10 protein-coding genes are annotated in these 11,958 nt (G+C 44.3%); 5 read left to right on the top strand and 5 right to left on the bottom strand.

The annotated features are described in order from the left end of the window. Positions 1-114: 114 nt before the first annotated feature. The 4 genes from NSQ55_RS09005 to NSQ55_RS09020 all read left to right on the top strand — a co-directional run bounded on the left by NSQ55_RS09005 (position 115) and on the right by NSQ55_RS09020 (position 5,232). Positions 115-1,425, top strand: a complete 1,311-nt coding sequence (locus NSQ55_RS09005) for an extracellular solute-binding protein (protein ID WP_076179646.1) — start codon at positions 115-117, stop codon at positions 1,423-1,425. Between the two features lie 131 nt (positions 1,426-1,556). Next, positions 1,557-3,638 carry a glycoside hydrolase family 36 protein gene (locus NSQ55_RS09010; protein WP_339174455.1) on the top strand — a complete coding sequence of 694 codons (2,082 nt, stop codon included), beginning with the start codon at positions 1,557-1,559 and terminating at the stop codon, positions 3,636-3,638. A 190-nt stretch (positions 3,639-3,828) separates the two neighbouring features. After that, the gene (locus NSQ55_RS09015) at positions 3,829-4,464 is read left to right on the top strand and encodes a DUF6033 family protein (RefSeq protein ID WP_339172706.1); all 636 of its coding nucleotides are present in this window, start codon (positions 3,829-3,831) and stop codon (positions 4,462-4,464) included. A 510-nt stretch (positions 4,465-4,974) separates the two neighbouring features. Next, positions 4,975-5,232, top strand: a complete 258-nt coding sequence (locus NSQ55_RS09020; RefSeq protein ID WP_036684015.1) for an AbrB/MazE/SpoVT family DNA-binding domain-containing protein — start codon at positions 4,975-4,977, stop codon at positions 5,230-5,232. A 104-nt stretch (positions 5,233-5,336) separates the two neighbouring features. Here the strand turns inward: NSQ55_RS09020 and NSQ55_RS09025 are convergent, their stop codons facing one another. Together NSQ55_RS09025 and NSQ55_RS09030 are read right to left on the bottom strand one after the other, a co-directional pair. After that, the gene (locus NSQ55_RS09025) at positions 5,337-5,846 is read right to left on the bottom strand and encodes a PadR family transcriptional regulator (RefSeq protein WP_036684013.1); all 510 of its coding nucleotides are present in this window, start codon (positions 5,844-5,846) and stop codon (positions 5,337-5,339) included. 96 nt (positions 5,847-5,942) lie between these two features. Beyond that, positions 5,943-7,106 (bottom strand): ABC transporter permease, encoded by a 1,164-nt coding sequence (locus NSQ55_RS09030; RefSeq protein ID WP_076124849.1) that lies wholly within the window; start codon positions 7,104-7,106, stop codon positions 5,943-5,945. Positions 7,107-7,299: 193 nt separating this feature from the next. On the opposite strand from NSQ55_RS09030, the gene NSQ55_RS09035 reads away from it, so the two are divergent. Continuing rightward, positions 7,300-8,025, top strand: coding sequence for an HAD hydrolase-like protein (locus tag NSQ55_RS09035; protein ID WP_076184256.1), 726 nt, complete (start codon positions 7,300-7,302; stop codon positions 8,023-8,025). Positions 8,026-8,452: 427 nt separating this feature from the next. Here the strand turns inward: NSQ55_RS09035 and NSQ55_RS09040 are convergent, their stop codons facing one another. From NSQ55_RS09040 to NSQ55_RS09050, 3 genes are all read right to left on the bottom strand, one after another. Continuing rightward, positions 8,453-9,004 (bottom strand): glutathione peroxidase, encoded by a 552-nt coding sequence (locus tag NSQ55_RS09040; protein ID WP_076308246.1) that lies wholly within the window; start codon positions 9,002-9,004, stop codon positions 8,453-8,455. Between the two features lie 387 nt (positions 9,005-9,391). After that, the gene (locus tag NSQ55_RS09045; RefSeq protein ID WP_339172713.1) at positions 9,392-10,924 is read right to left on the bottom strand and encodes a DUF3502 domain-containing protein; all 1,533 of its coding nucleotides are present in this window, start codon (positions 10,922-10,924) and stop codon (positions 9,392-9,394) included. Positions 10,925-11,065: 141 nt separating this feature from the next. Then, a complete protein-coding gene (locus NSQ55_RS09050; protein ID WP_248547635.1) occupies positions 11,066-11,950 on the bottom strand; it encodes a carbohydrate ABC transporter permease in 885 nt (294 codons plus the stop codon). Between the last annotated feature and the right edge of the window lie 8 nt (positions 11,951-11,958).

The following is an 11,958-nucleotide window of genomic DNA, read 5'->3' on the forward strand; positions in this document are numbered from 1 at the left end:
CATGAACACACTTTTTTACCCTAATAAGTTCACTTATGTACATTCTTATCCTTTTTCTTTTTCTTTAGAATTGTCTCAAGACCACTAGATGCATGAGGAAAAGGGGGCAACATCATGTTAAAAAGATTTATGGCTTTATCTGCGAGTCTGCTGCTCGTCGGCGGATTACTGGCGGGTTGCGGCGGAAACAACAATGCCGCTAACAATAGCGGAACAGGGAATACTCCTGCCACAGATTCTGGCAAGCCGGTCACGATTAATATGTTCACCGCATCACCCGAGTACACTGATGCTTTTAACGCTTATATTGCCGAGTACAAGAAAGTTAAACCGAATGTGACGATTAATCTGGAGATTATGCAGGCTGACTACAATACGGTGCTCAAATCGAAGATTGCTGCGGGAAGTACACCTGACGTATTCCAGACCACAGCGGGCGGAGATATTGATACCTTTGCGGAGTATAGTGCTGACCTAACTAATGAGCCACTGGCTGCGGCGATGACCGATGCAGTGCGTTCTAACATGAGTTCTTCGGACGGTAAAGTGCTCGGTCTTCCGGTAAAAGGAAATCTATTCGTCCTGATGTACAATAAGAAACTGTTGGCTGATGCTGGGATTACAGAAGTTCCTAAGACAACAGCCCAAATGGACGATGCGATTACTAAGCTTGAAGCTAAAGGCATTACTCCTTTTGCCAACGCCTATAAAGAGTGGTGGGTATGGAAACATATCTTCCAACACTTCGTAGATGCGGCAGCCCAAGATGCAGGTACGGATGCTAAGACACTAGTAAATGATTTTATTGCCGGAAAAACCACGATCAAGGATCACCCGGTGCTGTACAATAACTTCTTCAGCTTCGTTGATACTACTGTTAAACATGGCACAGACAAACCGCTTGAACGGGACAGCAATGCTGAAGTCAGCGACTTTGCATCCGGCAAAACAGCGTTCATGACGGGTAAAGGCGCATGGGATGAAGAAGCCATTAAGAAAATCACACCGGACTTCGACCTGGGCATTATGGGTTACCCAGTCAGCGACAAGGCTGAACAGTCCCAGATTATTACTGGTGCGGATCAAGCCCTGCGTATCAATAAGGATTCTGCTGTAGCTGGTGAGACTATTGAATTCTTCAACTGGCTGTATACTTCTGAATACGGTAAGAACTGGTTCTCTACAGTAGCTAAGGTTATTCCTCCAATTAAGGATGCTCCTATGCCTGACCTGCAAATGCCAAAAGAAATGGAAGAAATCCTCAAAACAGAGAAATCCGGCGACCTGTCCGTGAACTATTCTCTGGATACCTTCCACCAAAAATTTGGTGAGCTCATGCAGGCTTACATCGGCGGCAGCAAAACTAAGGATCAAGCCATCGATGAAATTCAAAAAGCTTGGATTCAATTCGGATCGGCAGAATAACTAGGTTCAGATCAGGGGGCGGGCTCCAAGGTAAGATTCACTTACTGGAGAACCGTCCCTTTTTTATATGTTATATAATCATAAGAAGATACTGAGACAAAGTCAGGAGGTACATTATTGTGAATAGCAAAATGATTGAAATCATTGAAAATGGACTATATCTTACGATTGAAGTTACGGAAGATCAGGATGTTCGGCTATTGCATTTTGGAGCGGCACCTTTGGAAGCAGTCATAGCGGATAAGAACAAGCAAGGCTTCCGGCTGCTGGAGCTGCAATTATCGGGTGAAGACCGCGCCGAATATCACGGGCGTACACACCGAGCATCCTATCCGGGTCTTCGGATGGTATATGCGGGGCACAGCGATACAGTGAATGTGCTCGGACGTAAACTGGAGTTTAGCTTGGCTGATCCGATTTCGGGAATCCAGGCAGTGCAGCATTTTCAGTTCTACAAGGGTGTGCAAATCGTTCGAAGCTGGACAGTGCTAAAGAATGCTGGAGAAGCTGAGGTGGCAGTGGAATACATCTCCTCCTTTGCTCTTACAGGTGTAGACAAAGAGGGGGGCGGGGAGCGCAATGATAAGATTGAAGTAACCCTTGCTCACAGCGGATGGCAGAGTGAACTTCAGTGGCGTACCTACCGCCTGCCTGAGCTTGGGATGTATCATTTGGCAGACCGTGGCTCCAAACGAATTGCCGCAAGCAATACAGGCTCTTGGTCAGCAGCGGAACTTCTGCCGATGGCAGTTTTGCATAATAAGGAGAGCGGGACAAGCTTGTTCTGGCAGATTGAGCATAACGGCTCTTGGCATTGGGAGCTGACGGATCAATACGATCAGCTTACCCTGCTGGTCAGCGGACCTACAGAACATGATAACCATTGGTGGCTGAAGCTAGCTCCCGGTGAAGAGTTTACCTCGGTGCCGGTAGCCGTGGGTGCTGTGCAGGGAGGATTCCAGGGCGCGGCTGAACAGCTTACGTCATATCGCCGGATGATCCGCAGACCTAATGAGGATAATGAGCTGTTGCGGATTATTTTTAATGACTATATGAATTGCCTATGGGGAAGCCCAACGACTGAGAAGCTACTGCCTTTAATTGATGCTGCCGCAGAAGTAGGTTGTGAATATTTCTGTATTGATGCTGGCTGGTATGCACCCGGAGAGTGGTGGGATGGTGTAGGCCAGTGGGAGCCTTCCAGCGAACGGTTTCCGGAAGGAATTAAATATGTGCTCGACTATATCCGCAGCAAAGGGATGATTCCCGGACTATGGCTTGAGCTGGAGGTTATGGGCATCAACAGCCCGAAGCTTGCGGAGACTGATGACAGCTGGTTTTTCATGCGGCATGGTAAAAGGGTTAAGGACCGTAGCCGCTATCAGCTAGATTACCGCAACCCGAAAGTCATTGATCATGCAAACGGTGTTATTGCGCGTCTGGTTGAGCAGTACGGTGTAGGATACATTAAAATGGATTACAACATCAATGCAGGCATTGGGACAGAAACGAATGCGGACAGCTTCGGAGATGGGCTGCTACAGCATAACCGCGCTTATCTGGCTTGGTTGGACAGTATCTTTGTTCGTTATCCGAAGCTTGTTATCGAGAACTGTTCCAGCGGGGGAATGCGCATGGATTATGCGATGCTCAGCCGACACAGCATCCAGTCTACTAGCGACCAGGAGGATTATGTACAGTATGCGGCCATTGCCGCAGGTTCTCCGGCAGCACTGACACCGGAGCAGTCCGCAGTTTGGTCTTATCCGCTGCGCGAGGGGGACGATGAGGAAGTCATCTTCAATATGGTTAATGCGCTGTTGCTTCGTGTACACCAGAGCGGTCATTTGGTGGAGCTTGAACCCCACCGCAGAAGTCTAGTTAAAGAAGCGCTGGATTATTACAAAACCATTCGCAGTGATATCCCACACGCCACACCTTTCTGGCCACTCGGCCTGCCGGACAGTGAGGGCGAATGGGTCAGCCTTGGCCTGCGGCGCGGCGAACGACGGTATGTCGCGGTATGGCGGATTGCCGGAGAAGCTGCGAATGTCCAATTGCCGATGGTAGAGCTGAAGGGACTTGATCCGGCGATCACCTGTGCCTATCCTCAGCAGCATAGCTCAACCTGGAATTGGGATAAATCGGCAGGGGTTTTGACGGTGGCGCTCCCACCAGGAAAAACAGCGAGATTGTTTGAGATTACTTCGTAAAGCTTGCGGCGGGCCTGCTCTCCTAGTATCTAATACTTGGGAGCGGGCTTCTTTGTATTTCAATTGGAGAAAACACTGTAAATACAAATTCAGGAATCCGATATATTAAATGGATGCTTCAACCGCCTAGATCGAACTAATACAATTTGCCGCATTCTACAGGAAAAAAGAAGAAGGGAGTTGGTTTAAGTTGTTGAATGTAGCTTCACTCAGTAGCCTGAATCGTGTGGAAACAACAAAAGTAAGCCCAAAAAATCAGAATTCAGAGATTTCTTTTCAAGATGTCTTATCGACAACCCATGCAGAAGCGGTTTTGACACATTTGGAAGAAAAATTCGACATTAAGATCAACGTGCAAGCTATACCCAAGAGCAAAGAAGCGGTAAAGGGTGTTTACTCCAATTGTGCAGGCAAAGGAAATGTAACCATTGCTCCAAATATACTGAATCAGTCGGCAACAGATCCACAACTGCAAAACAAAGTAGAAGCGATCATACAGGATCATTTTACTTCCAGTGCTAATGATAAACCCGGTGATGTCAGTGGTGTCGTTATACATCCGGATGGAACAGCTACATTTTGGGTGATTGGTGATTACTTGACACCTGCCGAGCGGGAAAAGATTCAAAAAGAAGTAGAGGCAGACAAAAAGAAGCGTGCAGACCAATTGGACTCGTTAAATAAAGTAAGCAGTAATGATCCCATATCACAATTTGGGTTACCCACAGAAATATCCAGTGGCAGCGAAGAAGAAGATAGCATGAATTTAAATAGTATCCGTCAAGCTAGTCTAGATTCAATGCTGCGAAAAAAAACTGTTAATTAAATGATTAAGAACTTTTTATCATAATTACCGCCTGGGTCAATGCGTTTGTGACCTCTTAGGCGGTTTTGTTTTTTTTCACCAAAAGTCCACATTTAAGTTTGACTTACTAAACATCTGGGTAAATGACGGAGTAGCGTTCTTGCTAGTTTTCGACAATTTCCTACTTACTGTGATTGCAGATAAGCGGAGTGACAAGATTTACAAATAGATTAACGAAGGTATTTTAGGGTAGAATTGTCATCAAGTAGGGTTACATTCTGGGTGAATTTCGACATTCCAGAGAAGCCCCTATTTTTTTGTGTTCTGACATGGCTTCAAATCTTGGTGCTCAACAGATATCATACATTGTCGAAATTTTGTCGAATAATATCATATAATGTAGAAAAATAATTGACAGGAAATGAATAGAACTTTAGAATTAGGTAGTAGCGTAATCATTACTATCATATAGAAGCGTACATAGCTTTTAGCAAGAATGATTATAAATGTGACTTCAAGGGAGGATGTACGATGATGAAAGCAACAGGCATAGTAAGAAAAGTGGATGAATTGGGACGTATCGTAATTCCTATTGAACTGCGTAGAACAATGGGAATCGACATAAAAGACCCGCTCGAGATTTTTGTAGACGCTGAAAAGATTATCCTTAGAAAATATGAGCCAACTTGTATCTTCTCCGGAAGCTCAGAAAACCTGATCAATTTCAAAGGTAAAATGGTAAGCAAAGATGTTCTTGATGAACTTATTGCAAGCTTTGATAGAGCATAATCCATATACCACATATGATTTCAAAAAAAAGAACCGGTATTACAAGCACAAGATGTGCATGTAATACTGGTTCTTTTTTTATGGTGTACTTTGGAAAGCGGGTTTTATTTAGACTCTAGCACACTTTGGATTTTTTTGATAAAAGCATCATATTGTACGAGGCCTAGCTCCATGCACAACTTCTGGTAGGAAGATAACTTGTAATCTAGCTGGTTCAACTTCTGTTCCAGATCGTCGTACATTGCCTGCTTTTCTATCAATGCTTGCCGAAGCAGATTATCTATGTTCTCTTTGTCCGTCTTTTCCCCAAAATACAGGTGCATAAAAAAGTCAGAACGCAGAACATCTTTTTCGGCTGGTGATTGTAGATAAGCGTGGAACTGATCCAAGCCGGCAGAGGTAATGGTGAATACATTTTTGTCGGGTTTGCCTTCCTGTCGCACAGATTCTTTAGTGATCAGATTCAGCTTTTCCATCTTGCTTAGGGTAGGATAGATCGTGCCATAGCTGGCATCGAAGAAAAATGAGAAGTATTCCTCGAAATGTCGTTTTATCTCGTAACCAGAATGAGGTTTTTCGCTTAAAATCCCCAGAATAACATCTTGTATGTTCATAAATCATTGCCGCTCCTTTCTTTCACTTCCTACCATATCACAACTGCATATCGCTCTCAATTTGAAATGGCATAGCCGGAGTGGCAAACTGTATAATTACGCATTTACTGGCACGGGCTCTTGTTCTCGTGAGATCCGAGTTTCTTTACGGAGGAAAGTGACAAGTACGCTTAATACAGCAATTGTTGCCCCAATACAGAGTAAATAGAACATATCCTTCCATACCCCGTTACCCCCGATAACCAGGTCGAGCATACCATTAACTGCATAGTAAGCGGGCGAAAAGGGACCGATCCAGTTATAAAAAGGTGAAAGCACATCGCGTGGAATAGTTGCTCCGGACGCTAACATTTGCATGGAGAGAAGCGCAATATTTAGCCAGCCGCCAGCATCCCCTAGGAGCAGCAGACTAAACTGAGCAAGGATCATACAGGAGAGAATTACCGTGAACTCGAACAGCCACATAAGCAGAAAGCCACGATTAGAGTGGATACCGAGTGAGTTAACCATGATAGTTCCCACTAGTGAGATAAGCACAGCCGTTCCACCCATTATGACAAATCGGGCTGCAAAGCGATTCCATTTACTGAATTGTCCAGACAAGTTGGAGGAAGCTTTATGGAGATTCATCGCGAGTAACATAGCACCGGTAAATGAGGCGGTAACGATCATTAAGGGTACCATAGTTTGTGCAAAATTAGTTGTAGGGTTAATGATTTCGACGTTGGCGGAAATGCGGCTGCTTGCAGCACTTTTGATGATCTCCGCTTGTGCCTGCGGCAGATTCATAGCATCCAAGGTGTGGCTTAGTGCTGAATTACTGCTTTGAGTGTTCATTGCAGCCGTGACTTTAAGTGCTACCGACTGCATCACATTGCTGACCATCTGCGGATTAGATTCATTTAAGAAGTAGTGGAGTTCAGTCTTTGCAGATGGATTACTGATCTGTCCAGTGAACCCTTGGGGAATATTGATAATCATGCGGATTTCTCTATGCTCAAGTGCTTCTTTTGCATTTTCTAGTTGGAGATCCTGTCTGGTTACGAACTGAAGTGATCCTGCAATCCCATCGACTATAGGCTGGGCATTTGTACCATCCTCATTAACAATAGCAATGGGCAGCTGATCTACCCGATCCGTTACATGATCGTACCCTGTAATCCAAATTAAGCTGAAAAAAACTTGGAACAACAGTGCAGTTATAATTCCAATGATGGTAGCAGGCTGCTTGAGGAAGCGCATGATTAATTGATTTGACATGGTTATTTCTCCTTTATATTTCAAGTTGTAATATTACAGATTGAAATATAGCATAACGAAATATAAACTGCAACAGAAAAAGTTAAGAGCATGGACATTACAAAGCGATTTCATATATCATAGGGCTTGTACTGGAAATATCGCACAGATGAATGTCTTACCTGAAGCAGAACAGAATGGGGAGGAACAACAGATGAGTAACGAAGTACATGGAACGGAACAAAACGTGGTTCATGCGAAATTGAACAAGCCAGAAGCGATTGTATTTGATATGGATGGAACATTGTTCCAGACTGAAAGTCTTTTATTGCCTGCATATCATAAAATGTTCGATATTTTGCGGGAAGAGGGACTATACGTAGGACCTACACCACCAGAAGAACGTATTCTAGGCTGCTTAGGGATGTTGCTGGCAGACATTTGGAAGAATGTTATGCCTGAAGCAGATGAAGCCGTGCACCGCCGGGCGGATGAATTGCTCCTGCAGCTGGAGATTGAAGGGCTTGAAGCCGGAGGCACACTACTGTATCCACAGGTGGTTGAGACACTGACAGCGCTTAAAGAGCGCGGAGTGAAGCTGTTTGTGGCTAGCAACGGGCTGGAGGATTACATTCATAGCATCGTTGTGGTGCATGAGCTTAAGGCGTTGTTCGAAGGCTTGTATAGTGCGGGAGGTCAAGGCACTGCGACTAAGACCGAGCTGCTACGTATTCTTTTGGATAATCATGGTATCAGCAGTGCCTGGATGGTTGGGGATCGTTCTTCTGATGTTCAGGCAGGTAAAGGAAATGGCCAGACCGTAATCGGCTGCGCCTATGCAGGCTTCGGACGTCAGGATGAGCTGAAGGGCTCTGATGTCATTATTACCTCCTTCGACGAATTGGTTGACTTATACGATAACGCAGCGATTAGTGAATAAGAACTTACGATGGGGAGTTTGCTTAGCTTACAAGCAAGCGCTTGATCACATAAGAGACAACCTTCTTGAAGAAGGTTGTCTTTTTATTGAAGTCAAAAAGATGGTGCTTCAGTTGAAAGAAATCGGTATCGTCGTCAGGCAGCAAAGATATATACATAAATAAAGGGAGTAATCCGATAAAACATGTTTTTAGTTATAGGTATAGTCTTTTCTATTGGTGGAGGACAGGCAATTCTTTATGTACTACTGGTTATTGGCTTATATCTTATCTTATTAATACAATTTATTCTGACTTTATATTATTTAATCAAAGTAAGAAATGAAATTTAAATAATATAAAGGGTTCTAAATGTTTTGCATGCCTAATATGTAAACCCTTTATGTTAAACTATCGTTCTCTGTTGGTTAAATTACCAATCGGATTCATTTACTTTAAAAGAAGTGATTCAATAAATGGCTCTATGTCAAAGGGTTCAGTCGTTGTTTCGTATCTACCGTATACATGACCGTTTCTATCGATTAAAAACTTTGAAAAATTCCACTTAACCCCATCTCCGGCATATATGTCCGGATACTTTTCCTGCAGAAAATCCTGCATCCATTTACCGCCTGATGTCTCAGTATCGAATCCTTGAAATGGTGCTTGCTGTGTTAGATATTGAAATAAAGGATGGGCAGACGGTCCCCTAACCTCAGCTTTCTCAAATAATGGAAACTTAACTCCAAAGTTGCTCTCACAATATTTATGTACTTCCGAGTTGCTTTCTGGCTCTTTCTCGTTGAATTGGTTACAAGGAAAACCAAGTATTTCAAACCCTTGCTCATGGTGAATTTCGTAAATTTTTTGGAGATCAGGTAATTGGCGAGAATAGCTGCACCTACTGGCAGTGTTCAGAATAAGCAGAACTTTCCCGCGATAAATGGACAATTCAACAGGCTCATCATGAATTGACTTTGCTTGAAAATCATAAATAGACATCAGACCATCCCTCCACGTTATTATTATAAATCACATAATAGCGCTATTGGCGTTTATTGGTCTAATATATAATAAGAATAATGTTTATAGTATTAAACTATAACGAGTATATCTCCAGTATAAAATGCCGCTTAAATTTTATTTTTGCGCTTTTAACCAATGAGCAGTTTCCCTCTTATCCTTCAAGTTACTTTGAAAATAATTCTAAGAGTATCAGCAACGAAAATTCCCCAAACGTAATCATTTTGATTGAATTATCCTGCTCGCCGTCGTATTGATTCAAGGTTGGCCATTATACCGCTTTCACCACGGCGTTCGAAGGCCAAAAAGCGTGCTCCTTAATGGAGACACGCTTCTTGAGCTGTATGATAATTGCCGCGGCGGTGCTTACTGCTGCTTAGCGTACCATTCGGAAAATTGTTTTTGGTATTCAGCGATATATTTGTCTATTCCCGCTGCTTTTAGTCTGTCTAGCGCTTTGGGAAAGGCGGTGTCATAATCACTGAAGCCACTGCCGATCGGAGCGAGGTATTCAGTGAATACACCGTTCAGCTTCGTTTCTTCATTCTTGACGGGTGTATTGTCAAAGTTGAAGCCGGCACCTTTGGAAATGATGGCTCCATCGTCCCAAGCTTTATATTCTGCAATAAACTCATCCGGTACCATGTTATCGAAACGCATGAAGTTTTTGTTCATCAGCAGCCAGTCAGGAATCAGCGAATCAGTGGTTATTTTGGTCAAACGCCCTTTTTCATCCAGCGTATAGTCAGTTCCTTCTATCCCGTAGGCGAACAAGTCGTACAGCTCCTGGTTTTTTTGCAGCAGATTGAAGAACATAATATAACGTTCAGGGTCTTTAGCTGCGGTGGAGACAAAAAAGGCGGTGCTGTAAGTGCCGCGGCTGATTTTTGGACGGCCGCTGCCGAGGAAATAGTTGACCAGTTTGGCATCAGGCACTGCTTGTGAGATGGTTGCCGCACCTTCGAATGGGCGTGCTGCTGTTCCGGCCCAGAACATCGCTTTTCCGGAGTTCCAGTCAGACTGCAGCTGTGGGACATTGGTGGCGGCATATTTTGGAATGATTCCTTTTTCATACCAGCCGTGCATAAGGTTCGCATAACTCTTGAACTCTTCGGTTTCAAACCAGCTAATAATTTGATCATCCTTCACAGACTCATCCAGGGCAATAAAATCATTTTGCCAATAGAGGTTTTTGTCCGTGTAATTATATTGTAGGAGTCTGCGTGCATCGGTGTTAGCGTACCCGATCAGTTCGGGATGAATGGCATGGACCTTATCATAGAACTGCTCTAGTTCTCCCAGTGAAGTGACCTGTGTCATGCCGGCTTCTTCAAGCAAATCCTGTCTAACTAGCGCACTGTAGAATTCCGCAGAATTCGGTTTGTTGCCGACGGGGATCGCATACTGCTTGCCTTCCAGCTGAAAGGCTTTGAAGGAGGCCTCGTCCACATTTTTACTCAAATCAGCGGCTGCATCGGCATACGGAGTGAGGTCGGCATAAAGCCCCTTTGCCACAGATTTTACCATGTAATTGGCATCTGTATAAGTTGCGAAGTCTTCTCCCGTAGACAGCATTAAATCAGTTTTACCGCCGCCATATTCGGTCCAAGGAAGAAACTGGAATTCAACCTCAGCATTGATTTCTTTCTTAATAGTGTCGTAGAACGATGTCTTCGCTAGTTCCTTCATCCGGTTGGACTCATCCCCGTACAGCACAATTTTCAATTTGGCAGGAGCCAAGGCGCTGCCGTCTTTACTACCGCTATCCGTAGAGGAAGAGGTACCTTCATTTCCAGTTCCAGAACTAGGGGGAGCGCTTTCATTGTTGCCCTGAGCACAGCCACTTACCAAGAACACCGCAGCGAGGAGCAAACTTAACCAACCTTTTTTCTTTTTCATGATGAACCCTCCTGAAATAGAATCATAATGTTTGAGGCATCTATTGCAAAGGCCGTGCTCCCTTAAGTCCCATTGTACATCAAGAAGTAGGGGAGCATAAACCCGGTGCAACCGAACATAATATGGCATCCTTGCTGGAAATTAGCCTTTGACTGAACCTACGATAATGCCTTTGACAAAAAAGCGCTGGAGAAAAGGATATAATATGGCGATTGGCAAAACGGTCAGACAGGTCATTGCCATTTTGGCTGTCTCCAGTGGCGGTGCAATGATAGCTCCACCAACTTGAGCAGCATTGCCGGAAGCCAGGAACTGAATGTTCGCCATCATGTTGTACATCAAATATTGGATCGTATAGAGATCCTGATCGGTTACCAGCATTAGTGGCAAATAGAAGTCATTCCAGAATTGCAGTGCGTAAAAGAGCGAAATGGTGACCAGTCCGACGCGGCCCAGCGGAATCATAATGCTAAAGAAGATCCGCAGATGTCCGGCACCATCGATTTGCGCAGATTCCACGATTTCATGCGGGATGCTGCGGAAATAGTTAGCCATGAGAAACATCAGAAAGACGCTTAGCACATAAGGGATGAACAGGCCGATGAGCGTATCGCCCAAATGATAGTATTTGGTGCTAAGCAGATACCAAGGCAGCGTTCCTCCGCTGAACAGCATTGTAAAATAGGCGAAGAAGGCGAAGAAATTTTTGAGCCGGAAGCTTTTAACGGAAATGACATAAGCGTAAGCGGTGGTCACCAATACGGCCGACACGGTACCCAGCACCGTAACGATCACCGACATGGAATACGCCCGCAGAATCTGCTGTGCCTTCGAGCCAAACAGGAATTCATAGGTTTCAAAGGTAAAGCCTCTGGGCCAGAACGAATAGCCTTCCGCGGCGATTCTGGATTCGGTAGATAATGAGCCGGATACTGCCAGAATAAACGGTGCTAGACAGATTACGGAAAATACGGCAATACAGATGTAAAAGAAAATGAGCAGGCCTTTGTTTTCGGTAGATTGCATCTTATCAG

Source organism: Paenibacillus sp. FSL H7-0943 (genome assembly GCF_037963265.1).
Taxonomy (GTDB): Bacteria; Bacillota; Bacilli; order Paenibacillales; family Paenibacillaceae; genus Paenibacillus_AQ; species Paenibacillus_AQ odorifer.

Coding starts and splice junctions, on each gene's coding strand:
- NSQ55_RS09005 (WP_076179646.1), top strand. CDS start 115: ATGTTAAAAAGATTTATGGCTTTATCTGCGAGTCTGCTGCTCGTCGGC.
- NSQ55_RS09010 (WP_339174455.1), top strand. CDS start 1,557: ATGATTGAAATCATTGAAAATGGACTATATCTTACGATTGAAGTTACG.
- NSQ55_RS09020 (WP_036684015.1), top strand. CDS start 4,975: ATGATGAAAGCAACAGGCATAGTAAGAAAAGTGGATGAATTGGGACGT.
- NSQ55_RS09025 (WP_036684013.1), bottom strand. CDS start 5,846: ATGAACATACAAGATGTTATTCTGGGGATTTTAAGCGAAAAACCTCAT.
- NSQ55_RS09030 (WP_076124849.1), bottom strand. CDS start 7,106: ATGTCAAATCAATTAATCATGCGCTTCCTCAAGCAGCCTGCTACCATC.
- NSQ55_RS09035 (WP_076184256.1), top strand. CDS start 7,300: ATGAGTAACGAAGTACATGGAACGGAACAAAACGTGGTTCATGCGAAA.
- NSQ55_RS09040 (WP_076308246.1), bottom strand. CDS start 9,004: ATGTCTATTTATGATTTTCAAGCAAAGTCAATTCATGATGAGCCTGTT.
- NSQ55_RS09045 (WP_339172713.1), bottom strand. CDS start 10,924: ATGAAAAAGAAAAAAGGTTGGTTAAGTTTGCTCCTCGCTGCGGTGTTC.
- NSQ55_RS09050 (WP_248547635.1), bottom strand. CDS start 11,950: ATGCAATCTACCGAAAACAAAGGCCTGCTCATTTTCTTTTACATCTGT.